Below are 16,824 nucleotides of genomic sequence, written 5' to 3'. Positions count from 1 at the left end.
GGTGCGACGGCCACCAATGGTCCCGCTGCCACCGCTTGGCCAAAGCACGGCAAAATCATCCCCCAATGCAACACGAGGCCATCATGCCCAAAGCCCAAAAACAAGCCGCCGCCATCGGCGGCAGTGCCGACGAAATTGAGGCCAGCTTCTACGCGGCACTGCAAGCGGGTGACATTGAAAAGCTAATGGCTTGCTGGGCCGATGAGGATGACATTGTGTGCGTCCATCCGGGCGGACCGCGTCTGGTCGGTCTGGGTGCCATTCGGTCTGCTTTTGACGCCATCTTCAGCCATGGCAGCCTCCGGGTGCAGCCGCAAGCCGTGCGCAAGATTGAGTCGCTGGCCAGCGCGGTGCACAGTGTGCGCGAGTGCATTGAGGTCTTGACCGAGGACGGCCCGGTACAGGCTTTTGTCATTGCCACCAATGTCTACCACCGAACGGCGCAGGGTTGGCGCCTGGTGGCCCACCACGCCAGTCCGGGGTCGCAACACGAGGCGCAAGACGGCAGTGAGGCGTCACCCGTGCTTCATTAAGAAAATGGCCTCCAGCCCTTGATCACTGTGCATTGAATGCTATGAATTATGCTGCTCCTGCGTGGTTGCCCGGTGGCCACCTGCAAACCATCTGGCCGGCTTTGTATGCACGCCGGCTTGAAGGCGCGCCCTTGCAGTACCGGCGTGAGCGCTGGGACACGCCCGATGCTGACTTCATCGATGTCGACTGGTTGCCGGGCCCACCGCGGCGCCGCCTGCTGGTGTTGTTTCATGGGCTGGAGGGCTCATCAAGCAGCCACTACGCCCAGGCTTTTGCCGGCTACGCCCGGGCGCATGACTGGGGCTTTGCCGTGGCGCACTTCCGCGGCTGCAGTGGCGAGTTGAATCACGGTCCCCGCGCCTACCACTCCGGTGACTTTGAAGAAATTGGCTGGATCCTGGCCCGGTTTCGCCAGCAACACCAAGGTGCGGTGCTAGCGGTTGGCATCTCGCTGGGTGGCAATGCCTTGTTGCGCTGGGCCGAAGAATTCGGTGAGCAGGCTGCCCGCCTGGTGGACGCGGTGGCCAGCGTCTGTGCGCCCATTGACTTGGCCACCAGCGGCGCCGCGATCGGGCGCGGCTTCAACCGGCGGGTCTACACCCGGCGCTTTCTGGCCACCATGAAACCCAAGGCGATGCAGAAGCTGGCGCAGCATCCGGGCCTGTTTAGCGCCGATGCTTTGCGTGACGCCCATGATCTGTATGCGTTTGACAATGTCTTCACCGCGCCATTGCATGGATTCAAGGACACGCACGACTACTGGCTGCGCGCCTCGGCCAAGCCTCTATTGCACCAGATTCGTATTCCGGCGCTGGTGCTGAACACGGGGAACGACCCATTTGTACCAGCCGGCAGCCTGCCGCTCCCGACCGACGTGGGCCGCTGGGTGACGCTGTGGCAGCCGGCCCACGGGGGTCACGTCGGCTTTGCGCAGGGCCGCCCACCCGGCAACCTGCAGGCCATGCCCGACGCCGTGGCGGGTTGGCTGGCGGCCCAGATTTACACCATCTGAAACAGGAACCTTCGTCATGGATGACATCGTCAAGCAAGCTTTGCTCAAATGGCCCAACGTGCCCGCCTGCTATGGCTGGCTCGGCCTGGACGCGCGCGGCAACTGGTTCATGCGCGACGAGAACGCGCAGGCGCAGGGGCCATTTGCCGGGGGCAGCCACCCCAGCAAAGGGTCGATGCTCAAGCACGACAAACTGATTGACTTCATCGGGCGCAACTACCAGAGCGACGCGCGCGGGCAGTGGTTCTTTCAGAACGGTCCTCAGTGCGTCTATGTTGAACTGGAAGCCACGCCGCTGATCTGGCGCGTCAATGAGGATTTGTCGGTCCAGGATCATTGCGGCAGGCCGGCGTCGGTCCAGCGCTGCTGGGTCGACGAGTTGGGACGGATCTACCTGGAAACGTCGACCGGCTTTGGACTGGTGCACAGCCTGGACATGGGCTATGTGGCGGACGCGGTGGAGCAGGGCTTGTGGTTGCCGCAGGATGTTCTGAGTGCTGATTTACCGATGCGCTTCAATTATGTTCCGAGTCCGTTATTACTTCAATAACAGTAGCTACTCAGGCATATACCACGCGGGATAGAGCCTGATTTGTCTTAAATTCTGCCAAAAGCATAACCCTCGGCCACGACCAGACCTTCGACGCGCTCAATCAGGCGCAACAGGGGCTTGAGCTCGCGGTAACGGGCGCAGGTGGCGCGCATGTAGCCGATAAAGCGCGGCGTGTCGGCCAGGTATTGCGGCTTGCCATCACGCAGTGTCAGGCGGGCAAAAATGCCGGCCACTTTCAGGTGGCGTTGCAAGCCCATCCATTCCACCCCGCGGTAGAACTCGCCAAAGTCATCACCCACTGGCAGACCGGCCTTGCGCGCTTTTTCCCAGTAACGGATGGTGATGTCGAGGCAGAAGTCCTCGTCCCAGCTCAGGAAAGCGTCACGCATCAAACTGGCAATGTCATAGGTGATGGGGCCATAGACCGCGTCCTGGAAGTCCAGCACGCCCAGGCGCTGATCTGCCCCGGGCGGCGCCACCATCAGGTTGCGCGGCATGAAGTCGCGGTGCACATAAACGCTCGGCCACGCCAGGTTGTGCGCCACGATGTGCGCAAAAGCGTCGTCGAGCGTGCGCCGCAGCTCGCCCTCAACCGCAACACCGCGGTGGCGGGCCAGATACCAGTCAGGAAACAGTTCCAGCTCGCGGCGCAGCAGCGCCTCATCGTAAGGGGGTAGAACGCCCGGCGTGGAGGCGCATTGCCAGGCAATCAGGGCGTCAACCGCTTGCAGGTACAGACCCTGGTTGGCCTGCGGGTCGTCTCGGTTGATCACCTGCATCATGGTTTGTGCGCCCAGGTCGCTCAGCAGCATGAAGCCGTGGGCGGCCTCCCACGCGAGCACCTCGGGCGCATGCACCTGCGCCTGGTGCAGCAACTGGGCGACTTTGACAAAAGGCTGGCAGTCCTCCTTGTCGGGGGGCGCGTCCATGATGATGTAGCTGCCCTGGCTGCCGTCCACGCGCAAATAGCGCCGGAAACTGGCATCAAAGGAGGCGCTGCGCACCGAGTCAATGACCAGACCGTGCAGCGGCGCCAGTCGCGCCAGCCAGGCGTTGAAATCGGCTTCGCGCCGCGCGTCAGACCACAGGGGTGCGCTGGCCGGGGTGGTTTCGGGTGGGATGGCGGTGCTCATGGATAATCCATTCTACAAACCCGAATGCTCCCCCGTTTCTTTCCAACTGCTTTCACCCTCGTTACCGCCGCTGCCTGATGCGCTTTTTGATGCACAAACCTGAATTCAGGTCACCCCCGGCCCGTTTCCCCCGGCGCCCGCTGGCCGTGCTGGCCTGGCTGTTGCTGCAGGGGACAACCGTCGGTGCGCAGGTGGTTCAGGCTGCGTCTGACGAGCCGCCCCTGCAGCTCAAAACCAGCCCCTTGCTGCAGGAGCAAGTGGACCCCGCATCGCGCGGCAGCTTGCCGACCTTCATTTTTGCCGAGCGCATCTTCGGGCGTCCAGACCTGGAAACCGTGCTCGAAGGCCGCGCCGAGTTGCGTCGCGGCGACCTCGTGATCAAGGCCGACCGGCTCGAATATGACCAACCGACTGACCTGGCCCGGGCCAGTGGCAGTGTCCTGATCAACCGCGCCGGCAACGTCTATGAAGGGCCGCTGCTGGAGCTCAAGCTCGATTCGTTTGCGGGGTATTTTGACCAACCGCGTTATTATTTTCTGAAAAATGACGCGCATGGCGAAGCCGATCGCGTCGACTTCATTGATGCGCAGCGCGCCGTCATCCACAACGCCACCTTCACCACCTGCCGCCGTTTGCCGGGCCCGAGCTGGCTGCCGGACTGGATTCTGCGTGCCGCCAGCATCACCCTGGACCAGGAGGAGGACGTGGGCACGGCCAAAGGCGCGCTGCTGAGCTTCAAGGGGGTGCCCCTGCTGCCAATTCCCTACCTCAGTTTTCCATTAAGTGACAAGCGCAAGTCGGGTTTCATGCCGCCGACGCTGGGACTGGACACCGTCAACGGGGTCGAGTTCAGCATCCCTTACTACTGGAACATCGCGCCGAATCGAGACGCCACCTTTACGCCGACCGTCATGAGCAAGCGCGGCGTCAATCTGGGCACCGAGGTGCGCTACCTCGAAGCCGACTATTCTGGCCAGCTGCGCCTCGACCTCATGCCTGTCGACCAGTTGCGTGACAACCGCCGCTGGGGTCTGAACTATCTTCACCAGAGCCAGGTCAGCAACGGCCTGACGCGCCGCTTGACCGACGGCGGTCTGGCGCTAAACCTGAACCTGAACCGGGTCAGTGACGACAATTACTGGCGTGATTTCAGCCGCGCGTCCGGCTCGCTGACCCAGCGCCTGTTGCCCAGTGATGCCACCCTGACCTGGAGCAACGGTTATTTTGCCAACAGTGTGCGCACGCTCAAATGGCAAACGTTGCAGGACGCTACTTCGCCCATCATCCCGCCATATGACCGCTTGCCCCAGCTGACGACACGTTACGCCCGCAACAATATCGGCGGCTTTGATGTCGCTGTAAACGCGGACTACACCCGGTTCGAGTCCACCAGCGCCCTGACCGGTCAGCCCAACGCCCACCGCGCCTTTTCCTCGGCGCAGGTCAGCTGGCCGTGGCTGGGCGCGGCCAGCTTCCTGACACCGAAGCTGCAGTTGCACGCCACCCAGTACCAGTTTGACGCGCCGTTCAAGTCAGCCACGTCGGCGACGCGGGTGGTGCCAACCTTCAGTGTGGACAGTGGCTTGGTGTATGAGCGCGAGGCCCGTTATTTTGGACGGAGTTTTTTGCAGACCCTGGAGCCGCGGGCGTTTTACGTCAAGACACCCTACCGGGACCAGAGTGCGCTGCCCAATTACGACTCGGGCGCGCACGACTTCAACTTCGCCACCATCTATACCGACAACGCCTTCGTTGGCAATGACCGGATATCTGACAGCGATTTGCTCACGCTGGGTGTGAGCACGCGCCTGCTGGACCCGGACACCGGTGCGGAGGCCGCGCGCCTGGGCGTGGCGCAGCGCCTGCGCTTTCGTGACCAGAACGTGACCTTGCTGCCGACGGACGCCCCTGCGACCGACCGCATCAGCGATATTTTGCTGGGCGCCTCGATCAACTGGGACCCGAAATGGGCCTTTGACTCCACCGTGCAGTTCAATCCCACCACCAAGCGGTCGGTCCGTACCACCATGGGTGCCCGCTACAATCCGGGCCACTACCGGGTGGTGACCGCGGCCTATCGCTACCAGCGCGAGTTGAGCCAGCAGCTCGATGTCGGCTGGCAATGGCCCTTGAACGATCTCTGGGGTGAGCGCGGACAGGAACTGGGCGCCGGACGCGGTCAGGGTGACGGGCGCTGGTACAGCGTGGGCCGCCTCAACTACAGCCTCAATGAACGCAAGCTGGTCGACTCCATCCTTGGTTTTGAGTACGATGCGGGCTGCTGGCTGGGTCGGGTGGTGCTGGAGCGCTTGCAGACCAGCACGACGTCGGCGACGCAGCGCATCATGTTCCAGCTTGAATTTGTCGGTTTCACCCGCTTGGGCATCAACCCCTTGAAGTCCTTGAAAGACAACATTCCCGGTTACCAGTATCTGCGAGAGCCCACCAGCCCTTCCAGTCGTTTCAGCAACTACGATTAATCCATCATGACCCATCGCCTTGTAGCCCTCAGTGTGGCCAGCCTTGCCCTTCTTGCTTCCTTGACTGCGTCGGCGCAGGGTCTGCGCCCCTCTGCCACGGCCGCCGGCAGCGGTGTGGCTGCGCCCATCGGGGGGCCGGCCGCGACCGGTTTGGCGGCCGACTACATTGTGGCGGTGGTCAATTCCGAACCGATCACCAACAACGAGGTGCGCGCCGCCCTGCAACGCGTGCAGCAGCAGCTGGCACAGCAAGGCCGGCCACCGGTCGACAGCAAGGTGTTGGCGCGCCAGGTCCTGGAACGCCTCATCAACGAAAAGGCCCAGTTGCAACTGGCCCGCGACTCCGGCATTACGGCGGACGAGACCGCCATTGACCAGGCTGAGCAGAACATCGCCCAGCAAAATCAACTGACGGTGCCCGAGTTGCGCCGCCGCCTGGCGCAGGAAGGCGGTGTGCTCAGCCAGTTCCGCAACCAGCTGCGCGATCAGATCCAGCTGACGCGCCTGCGCGAGCGCGAAGTCGAGCCTCGGGCGCGGGTGTCGGACCGGGAAGTCGACCAGTTCCTGCGGGAACAGGCAAGCAGCAGCCCTGCGGCCCAAGAAATCAATCTGGCCCAAATTCTGGTGTCGGTGCCCGATGCTGCCACGCCGGTACAAGTCGCGGCCTTGCAGGCACGGGCGCAGCGGGCGCTGGCGCGGGCGCGGGCCGGCGAAGATTTTGCAGCCTTGGTGCGTGAGTTCTCGGATGCCTCTGACGGTGCCAGTCTCGCCAATGGCGGCGAGCTCGGCCTGCGCACAGCCGACCGCTACCCGCCGTTGTTCCTTGACGCGACCCAGAACCTGGCTGTGGGTGAAATTTCGGCGCTGGTGCGTTCGGGGGCGGGCTTTCACATTCTCAAGGTGCTGGAGAAGAAGAGTGCCGGACTGCCCGCCATGACGGTGACGCAAAGCCGGGTCCGCCACATCTTGTTGCGCGTCAGCCCACAGCTCAATGAGAGCGCCGCCCGTGACAAGCTCAATGAATTCAAGAAGAGCATCGCGGCGGGTAAAGCTGATTTTGCCGCGCTCGCCCGCGACCATTCGCAAGACGGCAGTGCCGCGCAGGGCGGCGACCTGGGCTGGGCCAATCCGGGCATGTTTGTGCCAGAGTTCGAGGCGGTCATGAACAACCTGGCACCGGGTCAGATCAGCGAACCCCTGGTGTCACGCTTTGGCGTGCATCTGATCCAGCTGCTGGAACGTCGCAATGCCACCCTGAGCCCGCAAGAGCAGCGGGAGGCCGCGCGCGCCATGTTGCGCGAGAAAAAGCTTGATGAAGCCTACGCCAGCTGGGCACAAGACGTGCGCGGGCGTGCCTATGTCGAGCTGCGCGAACCACCCCAATAATCCCTTTCTGGCCTCCCGCTCGTCACATGAAACACATTGCCCGCAAGCGCTTCGGTCAGCATTTTCTGACCGATGGCTTCATGATTGAGGCCATAGTTGACGCGATTGACCCGAGGCCGGGGCAGGTCATGGTGGAGATCGGGCCCGGTCTGGCAGCGCTGACGCAACCGCTGGTGGAGCGTCTGGGTCGGCTCACCGTGATTGAGTTGGATCGTGACCTGGCGATGCGCCTGCGGGCGCATCCGCAATTGACTGTGATCGAATCTGACGTGCTCCGGGTTGACTTTGCCGAGCTGGCGCAAGACGGGTCCGCTGCCAGATTGCGGGTCGTTGGCAACCTGCCGTACAACATCTCGACGCCGATCCTGTTTCACTTGCTGAATTTTATCGACGTGATCGAAGACCAGCATTTCATGCTGCAAAAAGAAGTGATTGACCGCATGGTGGCACGCCCTTGCACGGCGGCTTATGGCCGCTTGAGTGTCATGCTGCAGTGGCGCTACGCCATGGAAAACGTCCTGCTCGTGCCGCCCACGAGTTTTGAGCCGCCGCCGCGCGTCAACAGTGCCGTGGTGCGCATGGTGCCGCACCTCAACCCGGCAGCGGTGGATGGGCAGCTTCTGAGCGAACTGGTCCAAGTGGCTTTCAGCCAGCGGCGCAAGTTGTTGCGCCATACCCTGGGCCAGTGGCTGCAAGAAAAATCCTACGCGGGCAGTTTTGACGTGCAGCGCCGGGCGGAAGAAGTACCTGTGGCTGAATACCTCGCATTGGCGTCAAAGGTGGCGGCACAGAGGCCATCGCCTGCCAGCGCCGGATAAGTCAGAAAAAAGGCCCAATCTTTCGATGGGCCTTCTGGCGCGGGGAAGCGGCGGCGCGATCAGGCTGCCGTCAACCAATACCCGGAATTAAAGGGGCTGCTCATGCGCAGCGCCAGGGGCGATATGTCCAACAATTTGTCAGTTGGCATTTTCTCGCCCGATTCGGTGATGAGCTCTATGCCTGACAAGGGCTGGCTTGCGCCGCCAGTGCCTTTTGCCTCGTTCGCCCGTTCTGCTTGGCTGGTGTGTGCAGAACGGGCTACAGAAAAGAATAGAAACATCGGAACGGTATCTTTCGATCGCCCCAGTAGTCAGCCGCATCGCGGAAGATATCGAGCAATTGCTCGCGCGCTTCCTTGTCGAATTTTGCATGGGCCGGTATGTGCTCCAGCACCACAATAAAGCCAGGCTGTGGGCCAGACTTGTGCAGCGGGTCGGTCATGCTGTCATACAGGGCATCAAAGTTCTTGCCTACGTGAACCGCCAGCATGAATTGCTGACCAATCAGATCCAGCACATCCTGCTTGGTCTGGGCATTGGCCAGGTTGGCGTACAGAAAATGCTGGCCCAGGGACTGGGCTGCACCCTGCAATTCCGGCACCCGAAAGGCCCGGATCGACTGAACGATATTAGGCCGCACGCCGCGCAGCGGCACCTCGGTTGCGGCACGCGGCGGTGCGGCGGTTTCTTGACTCAATGACATATTCATTCTCGATCCACTTTTCGTAAGAAATAAACTCATTTCACGGCACGATCCGACGGAAGCTCCCATAGTGATCGGCGGTGTAATAACAAGCGTCAGGCGTCTTGGGCGCCCCTCCGCACACAATGCGCCGGGCTCCCCGGGCGCGCAAATTCGGTGTTGCGACGGTGTATTCACGGTAGTAGCCGCGCGTGTGCAGTGGCAGCAAACGCTCTCGGTTGCCAAACACCACGCCATCCTTTTCATGGGCAAACGGACCACCTTGACGAATCAGGTTGTAGGTCTGAATGCCTTGCTGGGGCAAGGCGGCTACCGTAATCGCGGTGCCAGACTCTGCCAAAGCAGGCGCTTTGGCGAACACCCCGGCGCTGGTAACAACCGCAACCAGAAAAAGGCTGGTAAGCACTAACTTAGCGCTTTTCAGACGCAGCATGAGCAAAACACCTCTCGCAATACTCCGGGTTAACCCGGTAATTTCAAGAGACGTAGTGTCGCTTATTTGCGCCAGGAATGCAAGCGATTGCCCAAAAAATAGGCAGCTGCAAAAGGCCAAAAAGCTGGCTAAGTTAGCGCCAGCTTCGGCGTTAACGCTTAGCGGCTGGCGTTGGCGTCGGCCACCGTGAGGGCCGTCATATTGACAATTCGCCTCACTGTGGCGCTGGCGGTCAAGATATGCACCGGTTTGGCGGCACCCAGCAGCACCGGGCCCACGGCAATATTGCCGCCGGCCGCTGTTTTGAGCAGGTTGTAGGCAATATTGGCGGCATCAATGTTGGGCAGCACCAACAAATTGGCATCGCCGACCAGCGTGCTGCTGGGCAACAGGGCGGCCCGGGCGGCGCCGTCAAGCGCCACGTCGCCATGCATTTCGCCGTCCATCTCCAGCCAGGGCGCCTGCACCCGCAGCAAGGCCAGGGCCTCGCGCATCTTCACGGCGCTGGGCTGGTTGCTGCTGCCAAAATTGGAATGCGACAGCAACGCGGCTTTGGGTTGAATGCCAAAACGCATCATCTCTTCCGCGGCCATGATGGTGATCTCTGCCAACTGCTCGGCGCTGGGGTCGTAGTTGACATGCGTGTCCACGATGAACAACTGGCGCTCGGGCAGCATCAGGCAATTCATGCACGCATAGGTATTGACGCCAGCGCGCTTGCCAATCACCTGGTCCAGGTATTGCAGGTGCATGCTGGTGGTACCCCAGGTGCCGCAAATCAGCCCATCCACATCGCCCTTGTGCAGCAGCATGGTGCCGATCAAGGTCAGGCGCCGGCGCATCTCGATTTTCGCGACCTGCGCGGTCATGCCCTTGCGCTCGGTCATCTGCAGGTAGGTTTGCCAGAAATCACGGTAGCGATGGTCGTGCTCCACATTGACCACGCTGTAGTCCTGCCCCTCTTCCAGGCGCAAGCCAAACTCTTTGATGCGTTCGGCAATCACCAGCGGGCGACCGATCAGGGTCGGCATGGCCAGGCCTTCATCCACCACGATCTGGGCGGCGCGCAGCACGCGTTCGTCTTCGCCCTCGGCATAGGCAATGCGTTTCTTCAGCGCACTTTTCGCGGCGGTAAAAATCGGCTTCATCACGGTGCCGGAGGCATAGACGAAGCTCTGCAGCTTGTCACGGTACGCATCCATATCGAGGATCGGACGCAACGCGACACCACTGTCAAAGGCGGCCTGGGCCACGGCGGGCGCCACTTTGATCATCAAGCGCGGATCAAAGGGCTTGGGGATCAGGTACTCGGGCCCAAAGGCCAGCGGCTCACCGACATAAGCGGCTGCCACCACTTCGCTTTGCTCGGCCTGCGCCAGCTCGGCAATCGCGTGCACGGCGGCCATTTCCATCTCCACCGTGATGGTGGAGGCGCCCGCATCGAGCGCGCCCCGGAAAATATAGGGGAAGCACAGGATGTTGTTGATCTGGTTCGGGTAGTCCGAGCGGCCCGTGCCAATGATGGCGTCGCCGCGCACGGCCTTGACTTCTTCGGGTGTGATCTCGGGCGTCGGGTTGGCCAGCGCAAAAATGATTGGCCGCGGCGCCATCCTTTTCACCATCTCGCCCTTGAGCACGCCGCCGGCTGACAGGCCCAGAAAGACATCGGCCCCTTCGATCACTTCACCGAGCGTGCGCGCGTCTGTTTTTTGACTGTAGATGATCTTGTCCGGGTCCATCAGCTCGGTGCGGCCCTCGTACACGACGCCGGCCAGGTCGGTCACCCACACGTTCTCGCGCGGGATGCCCAGTTTGACCAGCAGGCCGACGCAGGCCAGCGCTGCGGCGCCAGCGCCCGAGGTCACCAGTTTCACGTCTTTGGGCTCCTTGCCTGCGACTTTCAGGCCGTTCAAGATGGCTGCGCCCACTGTGATCGCCGTGCCGTGCTGGTCATCATGAAACACCGGAATCTTCATGCGCTCGCGCAACTTGCGCTCGACATAAAAGCAGTCGGGCGCCTTGATGTCTTCCAGGTTGATACCGCCAAAGGTCGGCTCCAGCGAGGCAATGATGTCCACCAGCTTGTCGAGGTCGTGCTTTTCGTCGATCTCGATGTCAAACACGTCAATGCCGGCGAACTTCTTGAACAGCACGGCTTTGCCCTCCATCACGGGCTTGCCCGCCAGCGGGCCAATGTCGCCCAGGCCCAGCACGGCCGTGCCGTTGGTGATGACCGCCACGAGGTTGCCGCGGCTGGTGTACTTGTAGGCGTTGTTCGGGTCCTTGACGATTTCTTCGCACGGAATGGCCACGCCCGGTGTGTAGGCCAGGCCCAGATCGTGCTGGTTGACCAACTGCTTGGTCGCCGCAATGGAAATCTTGCCGGGCGTGGGAAATTGGTGGTATTCGAGGGTGGCGCGGCGCAATTCAGCGCGTTTCTCTGCGGCGCTGGCCGGGGTATTGGGCATGGGGTCTCCTGTTTTTCAAGCCGTAGAACCGCGCGGCCAGCTTCAGGGCGGCGCTGCGGGACTGAAATTGTAGACCCTACGGTTTAGCACACTCGTGCTAAACCGCCCGGCCCGTGCCACTCAAAGCGCCGGGCGAACGCCTCGATGCCGCCCCCTTAGACCCGCACCAGTTTGCCTTGTTCGGCCCGGCGCGCGCTTTGCGTGCCGGTCAGCACAAAGCCACGCATGTGCTGTTCACCGTCGATGAACTGCCAAAGTCCGGGCTCCTCGCTGCGCCACTCTCCAGCCGTTCCCGGCTTGGGCGCCGCCACCACAATCGGCAGCGCCGGGGTCTTGATGGCCACCGGCATCAGCGGGAAAACCACAGCAGTCGGCGTGCCTGCCAGCGTGGCGGCCAGTGCGCGGGCGGCGCTCATGATCGGCATGACATAGGGCAGGGTGCGCCCGCCCGTCACCGGCGCCGCCGCGACATCCGGCGCCGCGCCCCAGCGCCCGACAGCGTACTGCGCGCCGTCGCCCAAGGCGTAGATGCCAGGGCTGCTGGTTTGCAGGGTGGCGTCTACCACGACGGCGCGCTCGCAAGCCAATCCGGCCGCTTGCGCCAATGCCATGTCCGATCTCAAGCCAATAGCACTCAACACAATATCCACGCGGGCTAGCTGCCCATTTGACAGTTCAACCTGGAGTGCGGGCGCGGCCTGCTGCGCGCCCGAGTGCGCAGCCACCGGTGTCGGGCTCTGACCCGGGCCAGCGGCTGGCATGGTGCCGCCCGGATCTGGCGAACCGACGGGCACCCGGTTGACCGCCTTGACGGTCGCGCCAAAGTGCCATTGCACGCCCAGGTCCACCAGCGCCTGCTGCAACTGCGCGCTGGCCGCCTCAGGCAGCAAGGCCGCCATCGGACCCGCTGCCGGGTCCACCACCGTGACGCCATAGCCGGCGGCGGCGAGGTCGTTGGCGAACTCGCAACCAATCAGGCCGGCCCCCATGATCAGCACCTGGCGCGGGCGTCGCTCAAGTTGACCTGCTTCGGGATCAGCGCCAGTCAGGCGCTGGTAAAAACCGGCGAAGTCATCGAGCGAATTGATCGACTGCACCTGGTCAAGCGCATCCCCCGCCAGGGGCAAGCGAATTGGCTGCGCGCCGGTGGCCAGCACCAATTGACCGTAATGAAAGTCGCCCTGGGTCGTGCGCAGCGTGCGCGTGTTTGGGTCAATGGCCAGTACCCGGGTGTGCGCCAGCAAGCGCACGTTGTGCGTCTGGGCCATCGTGGCCGCCGGCGTCGTGACCAGTTGCGCCGGTGCGCGCTTTTGCTGGAATGCATTGGACAGCGAGGGCTTGGCGTAGAAGTCCCCGCTGTCGGCCGTGATCAGCAGCACGGGCGTGTCCGGGTCAAGTTTGCGCAGCTCGCGCGCGGTGGTCCAGCCGGCCAGTCCGGCGCCAATGATGATGATCGGATCCGTCATGTCGGGGCTTTCAGTTTCAGATTTCTACCGGCTCGAAGTCCGCCTTGGCGACGCCGCAGTCCGGGCACGCCCAAGTGTCGGGCACGTCGGCCCACTTGGTGCCGGCGGCAATGCCGTCTTCCGGGCGGCCCGCGGCCTCGTCATAGATAAAGCCGCAAACAATGCAAAGATAAGTTTTCATGAGGTTTCCAAATAAGTTTAAGTCAAACAGGGCGCTAGCCCACGTGGATATTGCGCAATGCGCTATTGTTAATATAGCGACAAAAAGATGATCACCAGCGCGTCACTGCGTCTGGCGGCGTTGCCGCTCAGGCCTGCACCTTGGCCAGTTGCGCCTTGTAATGGTTGGCGTGGCGCTCTTCCACCTTGGCCAGGGCTGCAAAGCGTTTTTGCGCCTTGTCCAGCGTCGCCCGGAACAGAGCGGCGTGCTCCTTGGATTCTCCAATTTGCTCATCCATCTCGGCCACGGCGGCGACGTGGCACTCGGCTTCAGCGGTGGCGCGAAAACCGGGGTACATCTCGGTGTACTCGTAGGTTTCGCCGTCGATCGCAATTTGCAACGCTTTGGCCGCTGTCATCGTGGCCTTGGGGTACAGCAGGTCGAGGTGACCAAAGGCGTGCATCACCTCCTGGTCGGCGGTGGCTTCAAAAACACGCGCGGTGTCTTCGTCACCCATTTCACGCGCCAGTTTGGCGAAATAGCGGTATTTGATGTGCGCCATGGATTCGCCGGCAAAGGCAGATTCCAGGTTGGCCATGGTTTTGATGTCGGGGCGTTGGTTCGCTGTCATGTGGAGCTCCTGTGAGTTAAAGAAAGGCTTAATTGATTGAAGAATGCAATCAACATGGGTGCAATGATAGGCCCTGTAAATAACAATTGCCAATTGGCTTTAACTAATCAATTGATAGTAACTATCGGATAAACGCGTCGCTAACGCATTCGGACTGCTTTGTTCTGCGGCTTGCGTGTCGGTGCACAATGCCAGTCTCAAACTCCGAGAAAGAGCCCGTCCATGCCTGCCGCCGCTCCCAGCCCTTTGTACCCGGCGATCGCGCCCTACCGCACGGGCCGCCTGCCGGTCGATGACATTCACACCCTGTACTGGGAAGAGTGCGGCAACCCCAGCGGCGTGCCGGTGCTGTTTCTGCATGGTGGCCCGGGCGCCGGTCTGTCGCCCCAGCACCGGCAATTCTTTGACCCGGCGTATTACCGCATCGTGCTGTTTGACCAGCGCGGCGCCGGCCAGTCCACGCCGCTGGGGGAAACGCTGGAAAACAGCACCGACCTGCTGATCGATGACATTGAGCGCTTACGCGCCTTGCTGGGCATTGCGCAGTGGCTGGTGTTCGGCGGCTCTTGGGGCTCGACGCTGGCGCTGGCCTATGGCCAAGCGCACCCGGAGCGCTGCACCGGCTTTGTGCTGCGCGGCATCTTCTTGTGCACCCGCAGCGAGATCGACTGGTTTCTGCACGGCGTCAAGATGTTCTTCCCGCAGGAGAACGCGCGCTTTGTCGCCGACATCCCCGAGGCCGAGCGCGCTGACCTGCTGCACGCCTATGCCCGGCGCCTGTTCAGCCGCGACCCGGCTGAAAATCTGCGGGCGGCGCGCACCTGGAGCCGCTATGAAGGCAGCTGCCTGCACCTGCTGCCGCACCCGGAGGTGGCCGATCAGTTTGGCTCGGCGGCGGTCGGCCTCGGGGTCGGCCGACTGGAGGCGCACTATTTCTTGCACGACTCTTTTCTAAGCGAGGATCAGCTGGTGCGCAACGTCGGGCGCATCCGCCATTTGCCTGCCGTGATCATCCAGGGCCGCTACGACGTGGTCTGCCCGCCGGTGTCGGCATGGCGGCTGCACGAAGCCTGGCCCGAAGCCACTTTCAAAATCATCGAAGACGCCGGCCACGCCGCCTTTGAGCCGGGCATTGCCAGCGCACTGGTCGCCGCCACCGATCAGTTCAAGCGTGACGGCACCTTGTAGCGCGGGCCCATCAAGCCGCCCGCCGCGTGAAGAATTTTTTGGCGAATGACCAAATTTCACCCTTAACCCACCCACTTTTTTGAATTGGAGTCCCCATGACCAGCAGCAAGAAATATGTGTACGCCTTTGAAGAGGGCGATGGCAAGAACAAGATGCTCCTGGGGGGCAAGGGTGCCAATCTGTGCGAGATGACGCAGATCGGCCTGAACGTGCCGCCCGGCTTCACCGCCAGCACCGATGCCTGCAACGCCTACCTGGAAAAGAACCAGTTGCCCGCCGGCCTGATGGACGAAGTGCGCAGCCACATGGCGGCGCTGGAAAAGAAAACCGGCAAAGGCTTTGGCGACGCCACAAACCCGCTGCTGGTCTCGGTGCGATCCGGTGCGGCGATGTCGATGCCGGGCATGATGGACACCATCCTGAACCTCGGTCTCAACGAGGTCTCGCTCAAGGGGCTGATCGAGCAAACCGGCAACGCGCGTTTTGCCTATGACGCCTACCGCCGTTTCATCCAGCTTTTCGGCAAGATCGCCCTCAACATCAGCGACGTCCATTTCGACCAGTCGATGGCGGCCATCAAGCGCAAATACGGCGCGCCGCTGGATGTGGACCTGAGCACCGAGCACCTGAAGGAACTGGCCGGTGAATTCCTGGCCATCGTGCAGCGCCAGACCGGCCAGCCCTTTCCGCAAGACCCCTTTGTGCAGCTTGAAATTGCGCTGGGCGCGGTGTTTCGGTCCTGGATGGGCAAGCGCGCGGTCGACTACCGCAAGCAGTTCCGCATCACCAAGGCGCAGGCCAACGGCACGGCCGTGAGCGTGTGCACCATGGTGTTTGGCAACATGGGCAACGACTCGGGCACCGGCGTGGGCTTCACGCGCAACCCCGGCACCGGCGAGAACGTGATTTACGGCGAGTACCTGGTCAACGCCCAGGGCGAAGACGTGGTGGCGGGCATCCGCACGCCCAAGGCCATCGCCGAGATGGAACAGGAAATGCCCGAAATCCACCGCCAGCTGATTGAGCTGCGCCGCCGTCTCGAGTCGCACTACCACGAGGTGCAGGACTTTGAATTCACCATCGAGAAAGGCATTCTGTACTGCCTGCAAACGCGCAACGGCAAGATGAACGCGCGCGCCATGGTGCGCACCTCGGTCGAGATGTTTCACGAGGGGCTGATCACCAAGGAGCGCGCGCTGTTGCGCACCGAACCGTCGGTGCTGGAGCAGTTGCTGGTGCCGCAGTTGGCGCCCAATTTCCATGCCAAGTCGCTGGCGCAGGGCTTGTCGGCCTCGCCCGGCGCGGCATCCGGCAAGATCGTGTTCGACGCCGACACGGCCGAGACGCGCGGGCGCGCCGGTGAAAAAATCATCCTGGTGCGTGAAGAGACCAAGCCCGAAGACATTCACGGCTTCTTCCAGGCGCAGGGCATCTTGACCAGCCGCGGTGGCAAGACCTCGCACGCCGCAGTGGTGGCGCGCGGCATGGGCAAGCCCTGCGTGTCGGGCTGCGAAGATATCGTCATCAACGACCTGTTGCGCAGCGCACAGGTCGGCAACACGGTTCTGCGCGAGGGCGATGTCATCACCATCGACGGCGGCACCGGCCATGTCTATGCCGGCGAAATCCCGACCGTGGAAGCCGAGTTTTCCGAGGAAATGAACACGCTGCTGGGCTGGGCCGACGAGGTGGCGACGCTCAAGGTCATGGCCAACGCCGATTCGCCGGTCGACGCGCTGCGGGCGCGCGAGTTTGGCGCCATGGGCATCGGCCTGTGCCGCACCGAGCGCATGTTCAACGCCACCGACCGCCTGCCGATCGTGCAGGAAATGATCCTGGCCGAAACGCCGGAAGAGCGC

15 protein-coding genes are annotated in these 16,824 nt (G+C 62.4%); 8 read left to right on the top strand and 7 right to left on the bottom strand.

Annotation, left to right across the window (positions count from 1 at the left end):
* The first annotated feature begins 83 nt into the window (after window positions 1-83).
* Genes GZ093_RS08210 through GZ093_RS08200 form a run of 3 tightly spaced genes read left to right on the top strand, consistent with a single transcriptional unit; the run spans window position 84 to window position 2,096 of the window.
* Complete coding sequence (locus tag GZ093_RS08210) at window positions 84-533, top strand: nuclear transport factor 2 family protein (protein ID WP_296484664.1); 450 nt, start codon at window positions 84-86, stop codon at window positions 531-533.
* Between the two features lie 41 nt (window positions 534-574).
* On the top strand, window positions 575-1,546 hold the full coding sequence (locus GZ093_RS08205; protein WP_296484661.1) for an alpha/beta fold hydrolase: 972 nt from the start codon (window positions 575-577) through the stop codon (window positions 1,544-1,546).
* Between the two features lie 16 nt (window positions 1,547-1,562).
* Window positions 1,563-2,096 (top strand): DUF2946 family protein, encoded by a 534-nt coding sequence (locus GZ093_RS08200; RefSeq protein ID WP_296484658.1) that lies wholly within the window; start codon window positions 1,563-1,565, stop codon window positions 2,094-2,096.
* A 47-nt stretch (window positions 2,097-2,143) separates the two neighbouring features.
* Here the strand turns inward: GZ093_RS08200 and GZ093_RS08195 are convergent, their stop codons facing one another.
* Window positions 2,144-3,232, bottom strand: coding sequence for a phosphotransferase (locus GZ093_RS08195; protein ID WP_296484655.1), 1,089 nt, complete (start codon window positions 3,230-3,232; stop codon window positions 2,144-2,146).
* An 89-nt stretch (window positions 3,233-3,321) separates the two neighbouring features.
* Between GZ093_RS08195 and GZ093_RS08190 the strand changes: the two genes are divergently transcribed.
* The 3 genes from GZ093_RS08190 to rsmA are packed head-to-tail and all read left to right on the top strand — an operon-like array spanning window position 3,322 to window position 7,916.
* Window positions 3,322-5,712, top strand: a complete 2,391-nt coding sequence (locus GZ093_RS08190) for an LPS-assembly protein LptD (protein WP_296484652.1) — start codon at window positions 3,322-3,324, stop codon at window positions 5,710-5,712.
* 6 nt (window positions 5,713-5,718) lie between these two features.
* Complete coding sequence (locus GZ093_RS08185) at window positions 5,719-7,098, top strand: peptidylprolyl isomerase (RefSeq protein ID WP_296484649.1); 1,380 nt, start codon at window positions 5,719-5,721, stop codon at window positions 7,096-7,098.
* Window positions 7,099-7,124: 26 nt separating this feature from the next.
* Window positions 7,125-7,916: a 16S rRNA (adenine(1518)-N(6)/adenine(1519)-N(6))-dimethyltransferase RsmA gene (rsmA, locus tag GZ093_RS08180; protein WP_296484646.1), complete on the top strand. Its 792-nt coding sequence runs from the start codon at window positions 7,125-7,127 to the stop codon at window positions 7,914-7,916.
* A gap of 259 nt (window positions 7,917-8,175) precedes the next feature.
* Here rsmA and GZ093_RS08175 read toward each other — a convergent pair whose 3' ends face one another.
* The 6 genes from GZ093_RS08175 to GZ093_RS08150 form a co-directional block, all read right to left on the bottom strand.
* Window positions 8,176-8,619 carry a barstar family protein gene (locus GZ093_RS08175; protein WP_296484644.1) on the bottom strand — a complete coding sequence of 148 codons (444 nt, stop codon included), beginning with the start codon at window positions 8,617-8,619 and terminating at the stop codon, window positions 8,176-8,178.
* Between the two features lie 40 nt (window positions 8,620-8,659).
* Window positions 8,660-9,052: a ribonuclease gene (locus GZ093_RS08170; RefSeq protein ID WP_296484641.1), complete on the bottom strand. Its 393-nt coding sequence runs from the start codon at window positions 9,050-9,052 to the stop codon at window positions 8,660-8,662.
* Between the two features lie 158 nt (window positions 9,053-9,210).
* Window positions 9,211-11,520 carry an NADP-dependent malic enzyme gene (locus GZ093_RS08165; RefSeq protein ID WP_296484638.1) on the bottom strand — a complete coding sequence of 770 codons (2,310 nt, stop codon included), beginning with the start codon at window positions 11,518-11,520 and terminating at the stop codon, window positions 9,211-9,213.
* A gap of 155 nt (window positions 11,521-11,675) precedes the next feature.
* Window positions 11,676-12,986, bottom strand: a complete 1,311-nt coding sequence (locus GZ093_RS08160; protein WP_296484635.1) for an FAD-dependent oxidoreductase — start codon at window positions 12,984-12,986, stop codon at window positions 11,676-11,678.
* 16 nt (window positions 12,987-13,002) lie between these two features.
* On the bottom strand, window positions 13,003-13,167 hold the full coding sequence (locus GZ093_RS08155; RefSeq protein WP_296484632.1) for a rubredoxin: 165 nt from the start codon (window positions 13,165-13,167) through the stop codon (window positions 13,003-13,005).
* Between the two features lie 127 nt (window positions 13,168-13,294).
* Entirely contained in the window at window positions 13,295-13,777 is a 483-nt protein-coding gene (locus GZ093_RS08150) for a rubrerythrin family protein (protein WP_296484630.1), read from the bottom strand.
* Between the two features lie 222 nt (window positions 13,778-13,999).
* On the opposite strand from GZ093_RS08150, the gene pip reads away from it, so the two are divergent.
* Window positions 14,000-14,965: a prolyl aminopeptidase gene (gene pip / locus GZ093_RS08145; RefSeq protein ID WP_296484627.1), complete on the top strand. Its 966-nt coding sequence runs from the start codon at window positions 14,000-14,002 to the stop codon at window positions 14,963-14,965.
* Between the two features lie 95 nt (window positions 14,966-15,060).
* Window positions 15,061-16,824, top strand: a 1,764-nt coding sequence (gene ppdK, locus GZ093_RS08140) for a pyruvate, phosphate dikinase (protein ID WP_296484622.1), incomplete at its 3' end; no start/stop codon positions are given.

The sequence above is a fragment of the Rhodoferax sp. genome (assembly GCF_010365055.1).
Taxonomy (GTDB): domain Bacteria; phylum Pseudomonadota; class Gammaproteobacteria; order Burkholderiales; family Burkholderiaceae_C; genus Rhodoferax.
The sequence above is the reverse complement of the archived record's forward strand: the minus strand, read 5'-3'. Positions and strand labels throughout refer to the sequence as shown.